Below are 20,855 nucleotides of genomic sequence, written 5' to 3'. Positions count from 1 at the left end.
AACAGCATTTTGCGAACGAGAAATAAACGTAGCGATTGTTACGTCAACTCGAACACCTCCTATCGACCGTAGGTTGATGGTGCGTCAGAACAGGCAGGTCTCCTGGCTCATGAATCGACGGTTATTTCCCCCTTCCCGTATAGAAACAGTGGGTTTTATGAAATAACCTCCTCATTCACAGTGGCGGGACCGCGTCGGATTTTCACCAAACTTCCCTTTTAAAATCTAACCTCGTTAGATTACCATGTTCCCGGCGATGAAATTGTTTAGTAGATTATATACCGTCACGATCTTTTAGTCAAAATAATTTTTGAATTCTTGCAATTAAAAAGATTCGGCCTTATCGATAGCCATGAAAAAGGCCGCCGACATTGTCGGCAGCCTCCTTAGGCTGTTAAAGGGAAAGAAGTTTTGCTTCGCCGGCTTTTTCCGCCAGTACCTCCGGCGCCGACAAATATAAGAATCCATTGCCGATCAGCGCTTTTGAGTAATCAAGAGGAAGCGTGCGGCGGATTAACTGAGCATACAGTTCCGGTTCTGTCAGCTTCCGTTTAAACGCCTCTTCTTCAGCTGACTTGATGAGAGCGAGCGCGCCGCTGACGTGCGGTGTGGCCATCGATGTTCCCGTCAGCTTTCCGTATTGATGATCGGGCAATGTAGAGAGGATTTCTTCTCCTGGTGCAACGAGGTCAATTTCTTTGTTCGCATTTGAGAATTCGGAAGACTCCCGCGTCAATGACACAGACCCGACAGCGATGACTTCGTTGTATGCAGCAGGGTATGAGTACTCCTCTGTACGGTCATTGCCGTCGCCTTCGTTTCCGGCGGCGCAGACGACGAGCACTCCGTTTTTCACGGCGTTTGTCACCGCTTCTTTCAATTCCGGAACGTCGGCAGGTCCGCCGAGCGACATTGAAATGATATCGGCTTTTTGTTCGACGGCGTAGTTGATCCCGTTGATGATCCATTCATAATCGCCGCTGCCGTCTTCACCGCCGAGCACCTTGACGATTAATAGGTTCGCTTCAGGTGCCACGCCGGAGATGCCGCCGTTTTGATCGTTTGCGGCAATCGTACCCGCCACATGGGTGCCATGTCCATTATAATCATGAAATTGATCTTCTTTTCCATTGTCATCATCAGTAAAGTTTCTGCCTCCGATGATTCGGTCTGCCAAATCGGGATGGGTTGCGTCACAGCCTGTATCAAGCACTGCGACAGTGATATCTTTTCCTTTAAAACCTTGTGACCACAGCTCCGGTGCCTTAATCGCATCGATTCCTTCCGGCAATTCGTTCACGTCCATCAGCTTTGTGTCAGTGACATAAGGAATTAATCGCATTTGCATTTCAAAGCCCTCCCTGTTATATGCTGCTTTAGATGGGTTACAAGGTGCGTGATTTTATTGTAAAACATTCACTTTGTTAAAAAAAGGTTCATTTGTATGAATTTTATGAAAAGTTAAAAAATATAGATAATAGAGGAGAAAAGTCGAATAACTGCGAACAATGCTGGAATTGTAAGCGAAAAGACCTGTGAAATCGGCGAAAGGGCGAGAGAATCACTATATATATGAGATTTCGCTTCATCATATTATCCCGGCAAAAGGATATCCTATTATAAAAAGGAGTTGATACAGGGTGAAAGAACAAGAAAACGAAAAAAGAGACGAATTGTCAATCGAGCAGGCGGAGTTTGTGCCGCATCCAAAATATGAAGGAGAATACGCGCTTTTGCTGCACGAAAACTATCACCTGCTGTCAAAGGACGACCTTGAACAGGATAGCGAAAAGTAAGAACGGAGCTCGGCATCTCGGCGAAAGAGCTGGTTTAATTTTGACGAAAAAGGGAATCAACCATAATAGAGAGCATTAAGTTTGCTTTTCTTATTGACAGTTATCCTTTTTTTCTGTAATCTCATTGTGTCCGGTAAATACAGCTCTTCGTTAGGTGAGGCTCCTGTATGGAGATACGCTGCTGCCCAAAAATGTCCAAAGACGCCAATGGGTCAACAGAAATCATCGATCTAAGGTGATTTTTAATGCAGCTGGCATGCTGCCTATGCCATACAGTGCTAAAGCTCTACGATGGAAGGCGTTAGGGTTTTATTTTGTATGGCTTTTAACACCTTCATTTCAATGAAATAGGTGTTTTTTTATTTTTTGAGGAAAGTGAACTTTCCGTATTAAACAAGGAGGTGGAAGTATGGATTCTCCCCATTCGAGGCGGTTTAATCATACGAGAAATATTTTACAGCATCACACATTGATTGATGAGGAGATCCTTATACTTCACCCCTTTTGCTATGGTGATATAAGGATCTCCTGAAAAGGGAGGTACAGATTGCCATGGTAAAAAACATGACATATGATGAACTGATTTTACGCATTATTATTTTACTGAGAGACGGAAAACGAAAAGAGTTTCAAAACGTTTTAGAGGAACTGCAGCCTTATGATATGGCGATTCTGTTTAAGGAAATGCCCGAAAAGCACCGCGGCCGGTATCTGTCTTTTTTAACGGTTGAAGACATTACCGATCTCATGGGCGAACTGGACAGAGAAGAGCAGCTTGTCGTTCTGAACAAGGTCGGCAAGGAAAAGGCGATCCATGTGATGAATAAAATGGACAACGACGACCTTGCCGCGCTCTTCGAGGAAATGGACTCAGAGCTGAAAGACCAGCTTCTTTCCAGTATGGAAGCGGAAGAATCTGAAGCGGTCCGCGTTCTGATGAACTACCCACCTGAAACAGCGGGAAGAATCATGACAAACCGCTATGTCTGGATTCCGCAGCATTACACGGTAAAAGAAGCGGTTGTCAAGCTGAAAAGCTTTGCGGAAATCGCGGAGTCGATCAACTATTTATACGTTATCAATGAACAAAAGCAGCTTGTCGGGGTTATCTCATACCGGGATCTCATTTTGGCAGAACCCGATGAGAAGGTTCAGGAATTAATGTTTACAAGGGTCATCTCGGCGGACGCTCTTCAAGATCAGGAAGAAGTCGCAAGGCTCATTGAGCGGTACGACTTTCTGGCGATTCCCGTTGTAGAAAAAAACCATGAGCTTGTCGGGATCGTAACGGTCGATGACATTATTGACATCGTCATCCAAGAAGCGAATGAAGACTACGAAAAATTTGCTGCATCAGGTAAAGCAATCACGTTTGATACAAAATCGTATGTCGCTGCATATCGACGTTTGCCGTGGCTGATCTTGCTTCTGTTCATCGGTTTGATCTCAGGCAGCATCATGAGCTATTTTGAAGACACACTGCAGCAGGTTGTCGAATTGGCCTTTTTTATGCCGATGATTGCAGGAATGACGGGTAACACCGGAACGCAGTCTCTCGCTGTCGTCATCAGAGGGCTGTCAAAAGAAGAACTCAATAAAAAAACGATTTTCCGCTTGATTTTCCGGGAGCTCAAGGCCGGCATTATTATCGGCGTTGTTTGTGCGGTCGTGATTACAGGAATCGCGATTGTATGGCAGGGGAATCTGCTGCTCGGATTTGTGGTAGGGACTTCGCTCTTTGCCACACTGATCATCGGAACGATGGCGGGAACGATCGTCCCGATCATCCTTCACAAGTGCAACGTCGACCCTGCGATTGCATCGGGTCCGCTGATCACAACTTTAAATGACATTTTGTCACTGCTGATCTACTTCGGTATTGCAACTGCATTCATTCATTCACTGTAAGACAGCAGCCCTCCTTTTTAGGAGGGTTTTTTGCTTGCCAGAATCCGTAAAAGCCTATATATTTTAGGCAGAGATCAGGGGGGATTGGTATGAGAAGATTTGCAGCTGTGCTGATTTGTTTAGCCGTTGCAATGGTTGCTGCCGGCTGTCAGAATGAAGATGAAGGAAAAGACAGGCGGCTCGTCGCAGTCGAGGGTATGCTTGAGGCGATATTGAACGATGATGTGTCAAAGATGAAGCGGTTGTACGTGGAGGGCGCAACCCCCTCTCCGGAAACAATCCTGGAAAACAAACAGAAATGGGGAATTTCCGGGCTTCGTGCTGATGATTTTCAAATTTCTGAAGCGAGCATCCATGTGTTTCATGCCGCTTACAAGATGGAAAATACCGGTCAGCCCGGAACGATCGCGTTTCGGATACGCAATGATCCAGATAAAGGCGTTATGATTGATTTCATCGGATACATAAAGGAAACGAAACAGCAGGAAAACAGGTGACGAATCATCCGGAGGGTATGATTCGTTTTTTTAGCGGTTTTTGTATTTAAAATGAGCGTTAAGCTGTCCTTCGAGCATTTTCTTTCTGAGCTGCTGGTCGTTTTTCAGTCTCTGTTCTTTTTTGCGCATATCTTTGAGGATTTCTGCCGTCTGAACACCGTCTTCCCGCTTGTTTGCGATTTCCATCAGCCGTTCGACGTCAGCAAAGGAATACTTGCGCGTGCCTCTTGAAGAGCGCTGCGGATAGATCAGCTTGCGTTCTTCGTAATAGCGGATCTGCCTGACCGACAAACCCGTCAGCTCGCTGACAATGCCAATAGAAATCACTTTTTTATCTTTATAAGAAAGATCTTCGACTGTCATTTTCCCACCCCTAAGATGACTTTTTTTGTATTATATAAGAAAACGCGCGAAAAAACCTGACGTTTGTTAGAAAATCTAACATTGTTGAAAAACTTTTAAAAAAATCGCGGAAGAAAAGTTTACAGGAACCATGCAAGGGGTAAAAGTGTTTTGTATGCTGTAGATACAGACTGATGAGGGGGAATCATTGGATGAAGGAACACAAAGCGGTCTCACTCGCCAAAGAAATCGTTGCTTTAGACATTAAAAGAGACGAATTGCTCGAGACATTAATGAATCTTGCCGGAAAGGATGCGTTTCCGCTGCTGAGGGCGGTGCAGAACGGCTTTTATCAAAAGTCCTCTTAAATCCGGAAGTGGGAGTGAAAGCAAACTTTACACGGCCTTAAAGCCTGGTTAATAAATAAGGTCTATTCTTATATTACAACACACGAAAATGAAAGGAGAAGATCATGAGCAGGTTGTTAAAAAACGCTTTGGAAAAGGAAAGAAACCATTACTCAAAAAAACTGAGCTCACTCGGTGAGTATAATCAGGATGTTTTGCAGAGGATGACGATTACGGAGCTCAGAAAAGAATATTTTTATTTTTTCCGGAAAAATAAAGCCCGTGTTCAAAATCGGCCATTTTGAAAAAACGGGCTTCTTTTTAATATCTTAAAAAAAATAAGCAGGAGTTTTCTTTCGAATCACGAAAATATATACTTATAGAATATGGGAAAAGCATGACCCTTTCTTTTTCTATATTTGTAAGGGTTTTCATTTCCCGGGTTCATTTTAAGAAAATAGTATAAGAGGTAGATGATATGAGACTTTCGTTTAATGAGGAAGAAGTTCACCGTGCTATGTCGCTGTACAAGGTTTTTGCCAGGGCTTTTAAAAGCGTTTCAGAACATAGTATTCGGGACAGCAAGGAACACGGCTTTAATCCTACAGAATTTGCTGTATTGGAGCTTTTGTATACGAGGGGAGCCCAAAAGCTGCAGCAAATCGGCTCGAGGCTGCTCCTTGTAAGCGGAAACGTAACCTATGTGATCGACAAATTGGAAAAAAACGGTTTCATCAAACGAGAGCAGGACCCGAAAGATAAACGGTCTGTCTATGCGAATTTGACAGAGAAGGGAAAGGCTTATCTCGATGAGATTTATCCGATCCACTCCCTGAGAATTGCGCGGGCTTTTTCAGGCTTGACAAAAGAGGAACAGGAGCAGCTGATGGCCCTTTTAAAAAAAGCCGGAATCCACAGCCAGCACCTATTGTTTCGCTGAAAAAGTCAGTTTTCCGAACGGTCAATTTCTTTTAAGTGATCGAGAATAGCTTTGATCTGTTTGTCTTGGGGCTGTCTGAAGAAGCTTTCGAAAGGGCATCCGAGCTCCTTTGTGCGTTTGATGACAGCCTCCATCGTAAAATTTGAGGGTGCCAAGTCTGAATGGACTTCATCCCAAAACAGTGGTGCGGCCACTGTGCCAATCTCATTGCCTCTTGTGGAATACGGGCAGATGATCGTTTTTCCCGGAGCGTGCTGCACATAATCAATATAGAGTTTTCCGCCCCTGTTTTTAATCAGGCGTTCGGTTGTGAACAGATCGGGAAAAAGTGAGACGCAATAAGAAGCCGCAAAGCTTGTGAAAAGGCGGGTTTCTTCATAAGTAAAGGCGTTTTTTGAAATCGGAATATAGATTTGTATCCCTTTATTTCCCGACAGCTTTGGAAAAGACAAGAGGCCAAGCTGTTCAAATAAACGGTGCAATTCATTCGCGGCTCTGACGGCCTGTGGAAACTCCGACCTTGAAGGCGGATCGAGATCGAAAACGATTTCGGTCGGACGGGTCGTATCCGCTGTTTGAAAAGGGATATGGAACTCCAGCGCAAGCTGATTGGCAAGCCACAGCAGGACTGAATAATCGCTGCAGATGATATGCTCGTGCTCGTCATCCCGAATGGACGTGATAAATTCGGGTGCGTAGTCGGGCTTGTTTTTTTGAAAAAAAGATTCTCCGCCGGAACCGTGCGGATAACGGATAACGGTAAGCGCCCGATTGTCGAGAAACGGAAGCAGAAAATCGCCGATTTCATTCAGATATCCGATGTAATCCGCTTTTGTTTTATTGCTTTTAGGAAAGATGACTTTATCAAGGCTTGTCAGCTGCAAATCGGGGTGGACGTTTCTTGCATGAAGCAGCAGGCGCTTGTAAGTACAATCTTCCCAAGCCATGTCAAATTCAAAAGAAACAAACGACACCTCGCGCAATGTCCCGTAATGAATCGTTAAATAATGGACCGTCATGCAAATCGACGGATCTATGGTATATTCGCCGGGCTTTGTTTCGGTTCCGTACTGCTTGACGATTGAAAGAATGGCGTTTCTTTCCTGTTCTCCGAGTCCGTGGGAAACCGAACCGACTTCTTTGATTTGACCGCGGTCATAGACGGCGATTGTCAAATAACGGTTTGCCATGTTGTAGCCTGTCATAAATACAGCTGCTTTTTTGTAGTTTTTGAGCTTGAGCCATTCGGCTGTTTTTTTATTTTCAGCCCAGCGGCTGTCTTTTTTCTTCGCAACAATTCCCTCGCCGTCAAACCTTTTAACAGCATTCCATAGAGCATGGAAATCTGAAGTGTCAGGGATATATTGAATTCGTGCGTGAGCCATCGGATCGGGAGCCATCGGCAAGCCGAGTTCTTTCATCAGGTCGGAAAGCACGCGTTTTCGTTCGGTATAGGGGAGTGAGGTTAAACTTTCTCCTTTAAAGACCAGTAAATCAAAAGCGAGGTACTGACACGGTTTCTTCGCGGCAGCTTGTTCAATCAACTCGGCCTTTTTGCTTAACCCTCTTTTTTGGACGTATTCAAACCGGGAACGAAAACGGTTTGTCAACGACACAATTTCCCCGTCAATCGTGATCGGCAAGTGTTCTTTGAGATTTTCGATCATGCTTTTTGCAAATTCCGTAATTTCCGGAAATGTGTTTTCGAGCGGCTGCGCGTTTCTGCTGATGAGCGAAACGTCGCCGGCCGCAGAAATTTTTAAAAGCCCCCGATACCCGTCATACTTGGCTTCATACCGCCAATTGCCGCCTGAAGGAGCGGATGTGGTCAACACGGGCTGCATCGTAATTCCCATTTTTTATTTTGCCTCTGAAGCTTTTTTGCGCGACGTTTTTTTCTTTTTTTCCCCGGTTCCTTTTGCAACAGGTGTTTTTGCAGCTTCCCGGTCAGGCGCTTTTGTCCGTTCGATGCTGGCTTGGAGAGCGCTCACGAGATCGATGACATCCTCGCGCGGAGCGGCGGCTCCGGCATTTGGTGTGACACCCTCATTATGATCGATTTTCTCTTTGATTTTATCTATCAGCGCAAGTCTGTACGTATCTTCATATTGTTCAGGCGCAAATGTCGTCGTCAGCTCGTCTATTAGTGAAATCGCGGTTTGCAGCTCTTTTTCGTTGACCGCGGTTTCCTCCGGAACACCGGGTACGTGGGCCGCGTTTCGGACTTCATCAGGGTAGTGGATAGACTCCATTAAAATGCAGTTCTCGTAGACGCGAAGAATGGCGAGCTGTTTTTTGGAGCGGATGGTCATATGGGCGATTCCGATCTTTTCTGTTTTTCTGAGCGCTTCGCGCAAAAGTGAGTACGCTTTTACACCGTTATCTCCCGGTCCGACGAAATATGAACGGTTGAAATAGATGGGGTCGATTTCCTTTAGCTGGACAAAATCAACAATTTCGACAGCTTTGTCTTCCTGCTCTTCTTTGAGCTGTTTCAGCTCATCGTCCGATAAGACGACGTATTTGCCTTTAACATATTCGTAGCCTTTGACGATGTCGTCGGGCGCGATTTCCTGGTGGCAGTTTGTGCACTTTTTCTCATACTGAATCGGGGCGCGGCATTCTTTATGAAGCGACCTTAATTTAATATCCTTATCCTCTGTCGCTGCGAACAGTTTAATGGGGATATTGACAAGGCCGAAGCTGATTGAGCCTTTCCACATCGTATGCATCGGTTCGGTTCAACTCCTTTTCTTTTATTGATGCCTCTCTGCAGATTGTTTCATGAATAGCAACTTATGGATAACAGCGCGAAAAAAAAGCATCCAGGCTTCGGCCCGGATGCTTGCGGCGATACAGTGATTTGCTTGGGGAAAGCGCTTAGTTCGGCTCGGGTTCCTCCTGCAAAGACGGCCTGTTCTTTCTGGCGAGAGAAGAAGAAAAATATTGATATCTGCTTTTGCTTTTGTGCTTCGCGGCGTACATGGCCATGTCGGCTTTTCTCATCAGCTCATCACCGTCTGTTCCATCGGCCGGGGAAACGGCGATTCCGATGCTGACGGATGTTTTGAGGCGGTGCTCTTTAATGTGAAAAGGCGTTTCAAACTGACTGATCAATTGCCTGGTCAGCTGATCGGTTCCATGTAAAGGGGCGACAATGATAAATTCGTCACCGCCTAACCGGGCGATGAAGCCTTCATCAGGCACACAATGCGCCAAACGCTGTGCTGCTGCCACCAGCAGCAGATCTCCGACGTCGTGGCCAAGGGCGTCATTAAACACTTTGAAACGGTTTAAATCCAAAAACAATACGGCCGTCCCCGTCTTCTGCCGCTCCAGAGCATTTGCGAGATGGTCGACTGCATACCGTCTGTTTGGCAAATCTGTCAACGCGTCATAGTGAGCCATTCTATGGATTTTGCGTTCTGCTTCACGCTGGTTTGTCATATCTTTACAAATGACATAAATGCTGTCAAGCTGCTTTCTGACGTACACCGGTATCAGCGTCACATTTACATCAAAACGCTTTTCAGCTATTTCGATTTCCGTGTCGCGGTTGAGGGCCTGTTTTTCATTTTGGACCTGAAGAAACCAGTTGAGCAGTCTGTCATGATCCTCCTGTCGAAAAAACGAAGACAGGCGCTCAGGCTCAACTCCCATTTTTTCAAGAAGGCTGTATCCCGATGAATTGGCGGAAAGCATTTTGCCTTCAAGCGAAAACACGTAGATCGGATCAATGTTGTGGTTAATTAAGGACTGGAACCGTTCCTCATTATCTTTGATTTTCTCGATATGAAACAGCAGACGCTTGTCAGTGAAGGCGCCGAAAATCAAGAAGCATTGAAGCATCAGGCTGACAAGTACGATCATAATGCCCAGTTCAATTGCATCGATTCCTTCGCGGCCTGTATCACGGCCGTCAGTCATGAAAAGCGTAGCTGCTGCCATTCCTGTATAGTGCATGCCGGAAATGGCGCCGCCCATTAAAAGCGCGCTTCCGATTTTAATGAACAAGATCCGAAAGGAGCCGGTTTTTTTGGCGAATACCACTGACAGTTTTAAGGCAGCGAAGGAGGCGAAAATGGCGATTGCAAAAGAGGCGGCATAAAGAACGGGATGATAGACGATTGTCATATTCTCCATCGCCTCCATCCCGAGAAAATGCATGGATGCGATCGCACTTCCCATTGCAAGGGAGCCCGCCGCCAGTCTTGCATTCGTCGGTTCTTTTCCATTCACAACATAAAATGAAATGAGCGAGCCTGCGAAAGCGGCAACAATCGAAAGCAAGACGAATCTCAAATCGTATTTCATTTCTTCGGCTGTCTGAAATGACAGCATCCCGATAAAGTGCATAGACCAGATACCAAGCCCCATCGTGAGGGATCCGGCCAAAAGCCATCCGATATTTTTCCTGCCCTTTGTATGGACGACCCGTTCCGATAAATCAAGGGCTGTGTATGCTGCCAAAACCGCAGTGATATAGGATAAAAGAACGAACCATCCATTATATTCACCAAAAACTTCTGTCACTTTCTTCTCCGCCTTTTTGTACTATGATGAAAAATCTGAATTTCTATACTGTATTATGAAAGGCCAGACTGCCGTACTCTTAACCGTTGACATAAAAAAGCGGCAATAGCGCTACATCCGGTATAATTCGTGAATTATACTATATATAATGAAATTCGCCAATAAAAAATGATATCCTTCTGCTCTTTCTAAGGAGGACTTCCCATTTTGCTCTTCAATTTTCCTGAATTGTGTTAAAATCGTTTTTGTACGTTCTTTGGAACTTGAAATTATCAATCGTCAAAGGTTGTGGTCAATATCGAGGAGTTTATTTTATCATTGGCTGAGGCGTTTAAGAGCCTCTCGTATTTAGGGATTTTTCTGGCGCTGTGCATCGAATTCGTGCCGGCTGAAATCGTTCTGCCGCTTGCCGGCTACTGGGTGTATCAAGGCGATATGTTGCTGATCGGGGTCGTTGCCGCAGGTTCACTGGGAGGTGTCGCAGGTCCGCTGACGCTTTACTGGCTCGGGAGGTACGGGGGGCGGCCGTTTTTGGAGCGCTACGGCAAATACTTCTTCATTAAGCCTGAAGCGCTCGAAAAATCGGACAGGTTTTTTGAAAAGCACGGGGGGTTTGTCGCATTCAGCGGCCGGTTTATACCGGGCATCAGAACGCTGATTTCCATTCCGTGCGGACTCGCTAGAATGAACGTGTGGGTGTTTTGTATTTATACATTCCTTGCGATCACGCCGATTACGTTCGTCTATGTCTATTTAGGCTTTTACCTCGGCGAAAACTGGAGCAAAGTCGGCAGCCTATTGGACGGATACCTTCTTCCGGTCGGCATCGGATTCATCGTTTTGTTCGTTCTTTACCTTTGGGTGAAAGGCAGGCGGAAGAAAGTCAAATCGCAAAGCGTTTCAACTTTTTTAAATAAAAATAAGGATTGACAGCCGGGCGCATATGAGGTTAATATTATCTTATAATTCAATATTTTCTTTTATCCCAAAGGGGAGTAGCGTCCGGATGTTAAAACCGGAAACAAAGTCGTCAGTTCATGGATGTTCATCCATCGGCTTTGTTGGCATGATTTAATCAATGATAACCATGTCTAGCAAGACCTTTGCCTAATGTTGGCAGAGGTCTTTTTTGTTTTCTGAAAATACCCTGCTGCATTAGCGGGAATAAGAGAAAGAGACAATCACTTAGGAGGAATTATAAAATGGATGCAGCATTATTACTTGAATATGGTTGGGTTCTTCTCATCCTAGTCGGGCTGGAAGGTATTTTGGCCGCGGACAATGCCCTCGTCATGGCGGTCATGGTTAAACACTTGCCTGAAAAAGACAGAAAAAAAGCGCTCTTCTACGGGTTGGCCGGCGCGTTTGTGATGAGGTTCGGCGCTTTGTTTGCGATCTCTTTTCTTGTCAACGTCTGGCAGGTGCAGGCGATCGGCGCCGTCTATCTGCTTTACATCTCCATTCACCATATTTTGAAAACCCATGTTTTCAAAAAGGACGAAAAGGTGAAAGAGTCGAAGCAAAGCGGTTTTTGGCCGACGGTTATCAAAGTTGAGCTGGCGGACATCGCGTTTGCCGTCGACTCGATTTTGGCGGCGGTTGCGCTGGCTGTCACACTTCCGGCAACGAACCTGCCGCAAATCGGCGGACTTGACGGCGGACAGTTCATGGTGATTTTAGCCGGCGGGATTATCGGACTGATTATTATGCGTTTTGCTGCAAGTCAATTTGTGAACTTGTTAAAGAAACGTCCGAGCCTGGAAACGGCTGCTTTTCTGATTGTCGGCTGGGTTGGTGTGAAACTGACGCTCTATACGCTCGCACACCCGCAAATCAACATCGTCTCTGAACATTTTATTCATTCAGGTACTTGGAAGTTCATCTTCTGGGCGGTGCTGATCGCTATTGCGCTCGGGGGATGGTTTATGACAAATCCGAACAAACACGAGAATAAAGCTGCAGAGGAGTAAACAGCTATCGCCAGACTGCCGGTCTTTCACCGGCGGTCTTTTTTGTTTGCCCGCACTGGGAAGCACCAGGGATGATTGCCCTAGTCCAACCGAAATAAGATTTCATTTTATTAACAGGCGTGTTACAAAAACGGCGGGAAAACCCCCTTAATCGTCAAACAGATCACGAATTGTTCTAGGAGATCAAACAAATCATTGTCACAATTGAAAAATTAGAAATGAATACCGCGTTTTCTCCTTTGCGAATCCCTATCAAATTAGCTATCATTAATGAGTAGTATAGGGAGGAACTGAGGTGAAACCAGTGCTTAGCCTTTTGTTTAAGACAGGAAAAAAGAAACAACAATCATTAGAAGAGTCTGTAATAAGCATACAAAAAGGAAATCAGCAGTTGCAAAACGAGCTTATCCATCAGTATAAGCCTTTTGTGGCTAAAACGGTTTCATCCGTGTGCAAACGATATATAGATGAAAAAGATGATGAATTCAGCATCGGCTTGATTGCATTCAATGAAGCCATTGAAAAATATTCTTCTGATAAAGGAAATTCTCTGCTGGCATTTGCAGAGCTGATCATTAAGCGCAAAGTCATTGATTATATCAGAAAAGAAGCGAGAAATGCCCAGAATATCAATATGGACATGCAAGAAGGAGAAGAACAGGAATCCTCTCAAAGCATGATTGAAGCGGAGCTTTCCATTCATGAATTCAACCGCATGCTCGAACAGGAGCAGAGGCGGGAGGAGATTTTCCATTTTAAAGAAAGGCTTAAAAGTTTTGGCCTGTCTTTTTCCGATTTGCTGGAGCATTCGCCGAAACATACGGATGCAAGGCAAAACGCCATCAAAGTGGCATATACGCTAGTCGAACATGAAGAGTTAAAAAAGATCTTGTTTGAAAAAAAGCAGCTTCCCGTCAAACAGCTTGAAAAGCTGGTGGCTGTCAGCAGAAAAACCGTAGAGAGAAACCGCAAATATATCATTGCTATGGCGATCATTATAACGGGCGATTATGTTTACCTTAAAGATTATCTAAAAGGGGTGCTCAATTCATGAGAAGAGGAATTATTGTAGAAAAAAATAAAAAATTCGTCACATTGCTAACCCCTGACGGACAATTTTTAAAAGCAAAGAGCACAGAGGAAGATTATGAAATCGGTCAGGAAATTGCTTTTCCCGCGGAGACGAGAATGTCGAGGAAGCGTGCGGGCTTTTTTGATCTGCTTTCGCTCCGTCCGCTGAAAGCAGGCGTTTTTTCAATCGCGGCGATCATGCTGCTCGCTTTCATGATCATCCCTGATGTTTTAAACAATAAAGCATACGCCTATATGACGATCGATATCAATCCAAGCTTTGAATTGACACTCAACAAAAACTGTGAAGTTATCGATTTGGTGCCGCTGAACGAGGATGGGAAGGACTTAATGAACAGTATAGAAAATTGGGAAAAGTCTGACTTTAAAGAAGTGATCAGTGAAATTGTCGAAGACAGCGATAAGAGCGGTTATGTCACCGAATCAAAAGAAGTGCTTATCGCCACCGTATATGAAAACAATAAAGATGACACATATAAGGCGACGGTAAAAAGCGAAATCGATCATGTAGCGAAAAAATACGAGCAGCAGAACTATAAGATGGAAGCGGTGGAATCAGACCTTGATACGCGTGCAAAAGCACAAAAAGAAGGCATCTCAACAGGCCGTTATATCCGTTCCCACAAAGATGAATTAGAAGACAAAAACAAAGATGATGACAATGAAGATAACAAAGATGATCAAAATCAGGGAGAAGATACAGGAGAAAAAGAGAAAGCTGTGAAAGAAGAAGATCAGCCGGAACAACATACGGATGATGAAGAATCAGATACGGAAGATCATCCGGACGGCGAAAAACCTTCAGATCAAGATCACTCTCAATCTGATCAAGAAATGGAAAAAGAAAAGGAGTCAAAATCCCCTAATACCGAAAACCCTCAAGAACATAACCATAATGACAAAGACGGTCAGCAGTCGGAGGAAGGAACGCAGAGAAGCGGTTCCGGCACAAATCAAGAGAGCCCTAAAACTCCTTATCAAAAGGAGAAAAAACCTTCTGACCAAACAAATCAACAAGAATATCCGCCGAGCGGGCCCGGCGAATAAACCATAGGGTATTTATTTGTCAGTATGCCCATTCATTTGAGCTTGTGCCTGCTGTACAAGTCGTTTTGTCATTTCCCCGCCTACAGACCCGTTTGAGCGAGCGACCGAGTCCGAGCCGAGCTGGACGCCGAACTCCTGGGCGATTTCATATTTGAACTGGTCTAAAACCTGCTCCGCCCCGGGAACGACGAGTTTATTCGTTCTTGCCATGATTCTCAACTCCTTTTTCAATTGGTACTGCTTGTTTAGTTTGAAATGGACTGAGGCTTTTTATGCTGGCAATTGTTGAAGGTGTAAAAAAACGCCTGGCTCAATAGCCAGGCGCACCGGTCAGCGGCGATTACTTCATACCATATTTTAAGAAGACGCTGTCAATCATGGAATGGGCGGTCGCCTGTATGTGCGAAGCGATAACGGATAGCACAGTGACAGCGGTGATATCTCTCACTTTGTTCCATTCGGGATCGGCCAGATCTTGATAAAAACCGCGGAGCTGTCCAGTCTGCTCGATGACGATTTTTTCGAGCGCCGATTCATTCAGCGTATAGTCTTTGATCCGGTACACATAATCGAGAACCCGCGCATACCCTTCATAAAAGCGCAGCGGACTCACCACATCATCTGAGCGGTCTGTAATCGTATTAAAAACCGTTGTTAAGATTGGACGGATCGTTTCGAAGTCATAAACCGATTTTAAGTCTCGTACAATGAGAAGGATGACGGCTTGGTCGATGGAATATTTTTTGCCGAGTTCCGGATGTCCCATCAAATCTTTTATATCGCGTTTGATCCAGTTTTGGATGGCTGTCGATTTTAAGGATGTCAGTTCGCACAAATTTCCAAGTTCAACAATTTCATTTGTGGAAAGCCCGTGTTCCGTTTTTGGCTTTTTTCGTTCGTACCGGACAATGAATTCGGGGATGTCCAAATTGTCTTCCGGCTCATCGTGCGCCAAATCGGCCGATCTCAAAAGAATCGCAAGCGGACTGACATCCAGCTGCCCTTTTAAAGCGTACATCAGTTTGGCCATTTCCAGGCGAGTCAGTTTAAAAGGTTTCATCATTCCACCTCATTATGTATTAAAATGAAATAGCAAACAATATAAACATTATCTTACGTCTTATCACTTGCATTTTCAATTCTATGCCGTATAATTTTATTATACGAGTTCATTTGATCTTATTATAACATGGAGGTAATCATGGGAAAAAGAATCTTTCTCTTTCTTTTATCGAACATTTTAGTTATTACGACGATCGGTATTGTGCTGTCCATTATCGGTTCGCTGACAGGCGTAGGCACGTATTTCACGGCTGGCGGCGGCATCGATATTGTTGCGCTTCTCGTATTCAGTGCGGTTGTCGGCTTTGTCGGCTCCTTTATGTCGCTTTTGATGTCAAGATGGATGGCGAAAATGGCGATGGGCGTTCAGGTGCTGAATCCTGATAAGCAAACGCTCAGCTACGAAGAGCAGCAGCTCGTTGACCGGGTATATAAGCTGTCCCGCGCCGCCGGACTGACAAAGATGCCTGAAGTCGGCATCTACAATTCACGCGAAGTGAATGCCTTTGCGACAGGGCCGTCCAAAAACCGCTCGCTTGTCGCTGTATCGACGGGTCTTCTTCAGGAAATGGATGACGACGCAGTGGAAGGCGTTCTTGCTCACGAAGTCGCGCATATTGCAAACGGCGATATGGTAACGATGACGCTCCTTCAGGGAATCGTCAACACGTTTGTTGTTTTCTTCGCCCGGATTGCGGCATGGGCTGTTTCACGCGTTGTCCGTGAAGAGCTGGCGCCGATCGTTCACTTTATCGCGGTCATCGTATTCCAAATCGTGTTTTCCATTCTCGGAAGCCTTGTCGTGTTTGCGTACTCCCGCCACCGCGAATATCATGCGGATAGAGGAGGAGCAGACCTTGCAGGCAAGGATAAGATGATTCACGCGCTCCGCTCGCTTGAGCAGTACACTTCAAGAGTCAAAGAAGAGCAGGCATCTGTTGCCACTTTGAAAATCAACGGGAAAAAGCACACATCGCTTTTCTCAACACACCCTGATTTAAGCGACAGAATCCGCCGTCTGGAAGCAAAATAATCAATATGCAAACCCCCTTTTTCAAGGGGGTTTGCTTTTTAAATTTAAAAATCGAAAATCGGCTGTACATAAGAGCATGTTTCCTTTAAAATGGAACACGTTATACACAAGAAGCGCAACTTTTGAATATTGAAAAGAAGGAACGATTATGAAGGTTTTATTGAAAAAACTACTGCGCGTGCTGTCTCCTGTACAGCTGATCGCGCTCTATTATTTTTTGGCGGTGACGGTTTCCGTTATATTATTAAGTCTGCCCGTTGCACACAAGAATGATGTGGAATGGTCATTTATCGATGCCCTTTTTACTGCGGTGAGCGCAGTGAGTGTAACCGGTTTGACGGTTGTTGATACAGCTGATACATTCAGCACAGCCGGAATATGGATTTTGGCGTTTGTTCTGCAGTTTGGCGGGATCGGTGTGATGGCGCTCGGAACATTCGTCTGGCTGATTTTTGGCAAGCGGATCGGTTTGAAAGAGCGCCGGCTGATTATGACCGATCAAAATCAATCCAACTTATCGGGCCTTGTCAAGCTGATGAAGCACGTGCTCGGCTTGATCCTGCTGATCGAACTGTTTGGCGGGCTGATTCTCGGAACTTATTTCTTAAAGTACTTTGAGACACCTGGAGAAGCCTTTATGCACGGATTTTTTACAAGCATCAGTGCAACGACCAACGGAGGTTTCGACATTACAGGCAACTCGCTGATTCCGTTTCAGCATGATTATTTCGTTCAGTTTATCGTGATTATGCTGATCATTCTTGGAGCGATCGGCTTTCCGGTCCTCATCGAGGTAAAGGATTTTCTGCTCAGCAAAGAGCGCAAATTCACTTTCAGCCTGTTTACCAAACTGACATCAGTCACTTTTTTCCTTTTAGTGATTGGAGGCGCGATCGGCATATTCGCCACGGAAGCGCGCTTTGCCTTTTCAGGAAAATCGTGGCACGAAGTCATATTCTATTCGTTGTTCCAGTCGACGACGACCAGGAGCGGCGGACTCGCGACGATCGACATCAGCCAATTCACGCATACGACCATTTTGTTTATGTGCATGCTCATGTTCATCGGCGCTTCGCCAAGCTCTGTCGGCGGGGGCATCCGGACAACGACCTTTGCCTTAAACCTGTTGGCGCTGTATCACTTCGCGCGGGGAAATAAATCGGTGAAGATTTTCAAACGTGAACTGCACCAGGCGGACTTAATGAAGTCATTGATTGTGACGCTGATGGCGGTTATTCTCGTTTTCGGCTCGACACTCATTTTGACAATGACGGAAAAACATTCTTTGCTTGAACTGCTGTTTGAAGTGTGTTCCGCCTTCGGTACGACCGGCTTGTCGATGGGCATTACTTCAGATTTGAGCACGATCGGCAAAAGTGTCATCATCCTTCTGATGTTCATCGGCCGAATCGGCATTGTCACGCTGCTTTATTTATTCGGCAGAAAAGAAATCGAAGCGAACTACCATTATCCAAAGGAAAGAATAATTATCGGATAAGAAAGACAGTTTAGTTAAACTGTCTTTTTTTATGATCATAAAGTCGGTCGCTGTATTTATTTGTATGATATAATGCTTAAATGGCGGATTGAAAAAAAGGGGGAAGCAACGATGAAAATGAGAGTCATCCATTTGTTTATAGCCGCCGGATTTCTATTGCTCGCCGGAGCCTGTTCTAACGAGCCGACAGCAAAAGAAAGCATGGATCAATATGTAGACAAATGGAACGATCAAAAATTTGAAGAAATGTATGAACAGCTGTCGGCTGAAGCGCAAAAATCGATTTCAAAAGACGATTTCATCAAGCGCAATCAATCCATTTATGAACAGATCGGAGTTTCCGATTTGAAGGTTTCAGCCGTCGATAACGATGAAGATGAAAAAAATAAAGAGAAAAAAGATGCAGTGACAATACCGTATAAAGTCAGCATGAATACATTGGCCGGCCCCGTTTCTTTTGAAGGGAAGGCAAAGCTTGTCAAAGAAAAAAAAGACGGTGACACGTCATGGAAAGTCAACTGGAACCCATCCTTTATTTTTTCACAGCTGAAGGAAGGGGAGACCATCCGGATTACCGCCAAGGAACCAGCGAGAGGCATCATTTATGACAGAAACGGAAAGAAACTCGCTACGAATGCGACAGTGCCTGAAATCGGCGTCGTTCCGGGGCAGCTCGGAGATGATAAAGATGGTGTCATCAAAAAGCTCGCGAACATGCTTGACATGGAAAAAGAAGACATCGAAAAACAGCTGTCCGCAAGCTGGGTGACGGACGAATCATTCGTTCCCTTGAAAAAAGTGAAGCCTGGTAGCACAGAGCTTCTTAAAAAAGCGACCTCTCTTCCCGGGGTTTTGAAACAAGACACGCAATCAAGATACTATCCTTACGGTGAAAAAGCCGCACATCTTACCGGTTACATACGGCCGATTACTGAAGAGGAATTAAAGCAGAATAAAGAAGGCTACAGCGAGCATTCACTGCTCGGAATCGTCGGTCTCGAACACATTTATGAAAAAGAACTCAGAGGAGAAATCGGCTGGACGATTTCGATTCCTGAATCAAACGCGACGGTTGCCTCAAAGGATGCAAAAGACGGAAAAGACATCCATACCACGATCGATATCAACAAACAGGAAGAACTGTACAACCAGTTAAAAGATGACTCCGGTGCTGCCGTTGCGTTAGAGCCGCAGACTGGAGAAACGTTGGCGCTTGTCAGCGCGCCTTCATACGATCCGAACGGGTTTTTGTTTGGCTGGAAAAAAGGAGAATGGGAAAAACTCAACAAAGATGCGTCTGCGCCATTCACCTCTAAATTTAATAAAACCTATGCTCCGGGTTCAACGATCAAACCGATCACGGCTTCAATCGGTCTGAAAAATGACGCGATCAAAGCGGATGAACCTAAGAAGATCGAAGGGAAGGAATGGCAGAAAGATTCGTCATGGGGCGGATATAAAGTCACACGGGTTTCCGATCGATTAAACGATGTCAACCTGGAAAACGCGCTGATCACTTCCGACAACATTTATTTCGCGCAGACCGCCCTTGACACAGGGAAGGATCAATTTGTCGAAGGCCTGAAATCATTCGGCTTCGAGGAAAAACTTGATTATGAATTCCCGACGAAGTCTTCCTCCATATCAAACGAAGGAATCGACTCGGATATTCTCCTTGCCGATTCAGGATACGGACAGGGGCAAATGCTGATGTCGCCGATACACCTCGCGGCAAGCTATACGCCTTTCTTGAACGACGGTAATCTGATCAAGCCGCACCTGATCAAAAAGGACGGCGAAGAGAAAGAAATATGGCATAAAAACGTACTGCCCACAGGCGGAGCAGAAGCGATTACAAAAGGATTGAAAGGCGTTGTAGAAGACCCTCGCGGCTCGGCTTACAAGCCGGTTGTCAAAGGGCTCACGATCGCAGGGAAAACGGGAACGGCCGAGCTGAAAACGAAGAAAGACGAAAAAGGTAAAGAAAACGGCTGGTTCACCGCTTATGATTACAAAAACAAAAACCTTTTAATCACGATGATGATCGAGGATGTGTCAGATCGCGGCGGCAGCTCATATGTCGTCAATAAAGTGAAAAAAGTGTTTAAATAAGCACCCTTCAGGGTGCTTATTTTTTTGCCGAAAACTGGATGTGTGGAATGTACGGAAACGGAAAGGATATGGATGAAACGACAAAAGAAAGGAATGTCATCATGAAAAGAAAAGTTGCCAGAAATGAAGCGGCTCTTAACAATAAAACGCCTGCTGAAAGCATGCATGATCATCAATACATGACCCAATATGATGCCGAAAACGGAGACAGGGGCGCCAACCGCAACTCGAAACAAGGGAAGCAGGGAGAATCGCGCCAATGAAAAAACATCAAAAAAGCAAGGATATGCAAAACCATAAAAAACCGATGAATCCAGATGTGCTTCAAGAGGAATTTTCAAACGAACTGGGCGATGTCAACGCCTTTAAATTGATTGATGTGATCGAGAACAATAAAAAAAAGAACAAAAAGGCGGACGGACAGCAGCGGGATAAAGATTAAAACTGCGGATCAAACGAGAAAGGTGCAAATCGGAAACGATTTGCACCTCCAGCGTGTCGCCAAACCCTCGCATTCGTTGTCAGGCCTGCGCGTCGGTGCTCACGAATTCTAACATTCGCTCCGCTCCGATGCTCGGCCTTCCTAGACTGCAAGGGTTTTCAATCACGCTGATGGGATGAAAAAATCGCAAAACAAAAAAGCTGTTTTGCGATTTTTTCAACAATCTGAAAGGTCCA

At 45.1% G+C, this 20,855-nt stretch carries 22 protein-coding genes and 2 riboswitches; of the genes, 15 read left to right on the top strand and 7 right to left on the bottom strand.

What is annotated here, in order from left to right:
- Positions 1-75 precede the first annotated feature (75 nt).
- Positions 76-264: riboswitch (cobalamin riboswitch) on the bottom strand.
- A 130-nt stretch (positions 265-394) separates the two neighbouring features.
- Positions 395-1,348, bottom strand: coding sequence for a S8 family peptidase (locus M1E06_RS14195; protein ID WP_023856779.1), 954 nt, complete (start codon positions 1,346-1,348; stop codon positions 395-397).
- Positions 1,349-1,640: 292 nt separating this feature from the next.
- On the opposite strand from M1E06_RS14195, the gene M1E06_RS14190 reads away from it, so the two are divergent.
- The 3 genes from M1E06_RS14190 (at position 1,641) to M1E06_RS14180 (ending at position 4,201) form a co-directional block, all read left to right on the top strand.
- Positions 1,641-1,796, top strand: coding sequence for a transcriptional regulator SplA domain-containing protein (locus M1E06_RS14190; protein ID WP_020451111.1), 156 nt, complete (start codon positions 1,641-1,643; stop codon positions 1,794-1,796).
- Between the two features lie 139 nt (positions 1,797-1,935).
- Positions 1,936-2,100: riboswitch (M-box (ykoK) riboswitch) on the top strand.
- A 248-nt stretch (positions 2,101-2,348) separates the two neighbouring features.
- Positions 2,349-3,704, top strand: a complete 1,356-nt coding sequence (gene mgtE / locus M1E06_RS14185) for a magnesium transporter (protein ID WP_216904269.1) — start codon at positions 2,349-2,351, stop codon at positions 3,702-3,704.
- An 89-nt stretch (positions 3,705-3,793) separates the two neighbouring features.
- Complete coding sequence (locus M1E06_RS14180; protein WP_020451113.1) at positions 3,794-4,201, top strand: hypothetical protein; 408 nt, start codon at positions 3,794-3,796, stop codon at positions 4,199-4,201.
- Positions 4,202-4,231: 30 nt separating this feature from the next.
- Here the strand turns inward: M1E06_RS14180 and M1E06_RS14175 are convergent, their stop codons facing one another.
- Entirely contained in the window at positions 4,232-4,564 is a 333-nt protein-coding gene (locus M1E06_RS14175; RefSeq protein ID WP_020451114.1) for a MerR family transcriptional regulator, read from the bottom strand.
- A 191-nt stretch (positions 4,565-4,755) separates the two neighbouring features.
- Between M1E06_RS14175 and M1E06_RS14170 the strand changes: the two genes are divergently transcribed.
- From M1E06_RS14170 to M1E06_RS14160, 3 genes are all read left to right on the top strand, one after another.
- On the top strand, positions 4,756-4,911 hold the full coding sequence (locus tag M1E06_RS14170; RefSeq protein ID WP_020451115.1) for a hypothetical protein: 156 nt from the start codon (positions 4,756-4,758) through the stop codon (positions 4,909-4,911).
- A 104-nt stretch (positions 4,912-5,015) separates the two neighbouring features.
- On the top strand, positions 5,016-5,195 hold the full coding sequence (locus M1E06_RS14165) for a hypothetical protein (protein WP_020451116.1): 180 nt from the start codon (positions 5,016-5,018) through the stop codon (positions 5,193-5,195).
- Positions 5,196-5,368: 173 nt separating this feature from the next.
- Entirely contained in the window at positions 5,369-5,830 is a 462-nt protein-coding gene (locus tag M1E06_RS14160) for a MarR family winged helix-turn-helix transcriptional regulator (RefSeq protein WP_020451117.1), read from the top strand.
- A gap of 5 nt (positions 5,831-5,835) precedes the next feature.
- Here the strand turns inward: M1E06_RS14160 and M1E06_RS14155 are convergent, their stop codons facing one another.
- The 3 genes from M1E06_RS14155 to M1E06_RS14145 all read right to left on the bottom strand — a co-directional run bounded on the left by M1E06_RS14155 (position 5,836) and on the right by M1E06_RS14145 (position 10,363).
- Positions 5,836-7,686 (bottom strand): DNA ligase D, encoded by a 1,851-nt coding sequence (locus tag M1E06_RS14155; protein ID WP_023856780.1) that lies wholly within the window; start codon positions 7,684-7,686, stop codon positions 5,836-5,838.
- A gap of 3 nt (positions 7,687-7,689) precedes the next feature.
- Positions 7,690-8,562 (bottom strand): non-homologous end joining protein Ku, encoded by an 873-nt coding sequence (gene ku / locus M1E06_RS14150; RefSeq protein WP_023856781.1) that lies wholly within the window; start codon positions 8,560-8,562, stop codon positions 7,690-7,692.
- Between the two features lie 148 nt (positions 8,563-8,710).
- Positions 8,711-10,363 carry a diguanylate cyclase domain-containing protein gene (locus M1E06_RS14145; RefSeq protein ID WP_023856782.1) on the bottom strand — a complete coding sequence of 551 codons (1,653 nt, stop codon included), beginning with the start codon at positions 10,361-10,363 and terminating at the stop codon, positions 8,711-8,713.
- 288 nt (positions 10,364-10,651) lie between these two features.
- Between M1E06_RS14145 and M1E06_RS14140 the strand changes: the two genes are divergently transcribed.
- The 4 genes from M1E06_RS14140 to M1E06_RS14125 all read left to right on the top strand — a co-directional run bounded on the left by M1E06_RS14140 (position 10,652) and on the right by M1E06_RS14125 (position 14,472).
- Positions 10,652-11,293 (top strand): DedA family protein, encoded by a 642-nt coding sequence (locus M1E06_RS14140; protein ID WP_023856783.1) that lies wholly within the window; start codon positions 10,652-10,654, stop codon positions 11,291-11,293.
- A 272-nt stretch (positions 11,294-11,565) separates the two neighbouring features.
- The gene (locus M1E06_RS14135; protein WP_020451122.1) at positions 11,566-12,333 is read left to right on the top strand and encodes a TerC family protein; all 768 of its coding nucleotides are present in this window, start codon (positions 11,566-11,568) and stop codon (positions 12,331-12,333) included.
- A gap of 295 nt (positions 12,334-12,628) precedes the next feature.
- Positions 12,629-13,387, top strand: a complete 759-nt coding sequence (gene sigI / locus M1E06_RS14130) for an RNA polymerase sigma factor SigI (RefSeq protein WP_023856784.1) — start codon at positions 12,629-12,631, stop codon at positions 13,385-13,387.
- Entirely contained in the window at positions 13,384-14,472 is a 1,089-nt protein-coding gene (locus M1E06_RS14125; protein ID WP_023856785.1) for an anti-sigma-I factor RsgI family protein, read from the top strand. Before sigI ends, M1E06_RS14125 begins: the two co-directional genes overlap by 4 nt.
- A gap of 12 nt (positions 14,473-14,484) precedes the next feature.
- Here M1E06_RS14125 and M1E06_RS14120 read toward each other — a convergent pair whose 3' ends face one another.
- Together M1E06_RS14120 and M1E06_RS14115 are read right to left on the bottom strand one after the other, a co-directional pair.
- Positions 14,485-14,682: an alpha/beta-type small acid-soluble spore protein gene (locus tag M1E06_RS14120; protein WP_020451125.1), complete on the bottom strand. Its 198-nt coding sequence runs from the start codon at positions 14,680-14,682 to the stop codon at positions 14,485-14,487.
- Between the two features lie 130 nt (positions 14,683-14,812).
- Positions 14,813-15,532, bottom strand: coding sequence for a DUF1836 domain-containing protein (locus M1E06_RS14115; protein WP_023856786.1), 720 nt, complete (start codon positions 15,530-15,532; stop codon positions 14,813-14,815).
- Between the two features lie 141 nt (positions 15,533-15,673).
- On the opposite strand from M1E06_RS14115, the gene htpX reads away from it, so the two are divergent.
- The 5 genes from htpX (at position 15,674) to M1E06_RS14090 (ending at position 20,619) form a co-directional block, all read left to right on the top strand.
- The gene (htpX, locus tag M1E06_RS14110) at positions 15,674-16,567 is read left to right on the top strand and encodes a protease HtpX (protein ID WP_020451127.1); all 894 of its coding nucleotides are present in this window, start codon (positions 15,674-15,676) and stop codon (positions 16,565-16,567) included.
- A gap of 148 nt (positions 16,568-16,715) precedes the next feature.
- Positions 16,716-18,065 carry a TrkH family potassium uptake protein gene (locus M1E06_RS14105; RefSeq protein WP_020451128.1) on the top strand — a complete coding sequence of 450 codons (1,350 nt, stop codon included), beginning with the start codon at positions 16,716-16,718 and terminating at the stop codon, positions 18,063-18,065.
- Between the two features lie 111 nt (positions 18,066-18,176).
- A complete protein-coding gene (locus M1E06_RS14100) occupies positions 18,177-20,177 on the top strand; it encodes a penicillin-binding transpeptidase domain-containing protein (RefSeq protein ID WP_023856451.1) in 2,001 nt (666 codons plus the stop codon).
- Positions 20,178-20,224: 47 nt separating this feature from the next.
- On the top strand, positions 20,225-20,440 hold the full coding sequence (locus M1E06_RS14095; protein WP_023856450.1) for a hypothetical protein: 216 nt from the start codon (positions 20,225-20,227) through the stop codon (positions 20,438-20,440).
- On the top strand, positions 20,437-20,619 hold the full coding sequence (locus tag M1E06_RS14090; RefSeq protein WP_020451131.1) for a hypothetical protein: 183 nt from the start codon (positions 20,437-20,439) through the stop codon (positions 20,617-20,619). Before M1E06_RS14095 ends, M1E06_RS14090 begins: the two co-directional genes overlap by 4 nt.
- The last annotated feature ends 236 nt before the right edge of the window (positions 20,620-20,855 follow it).

The sequence above is a fragment of the Bacillus sp. AK124 genome (assembly GCF_053903085.1).
This window is presented reverse-complemented; position numbering and strand designations above follow the sequence as displayed.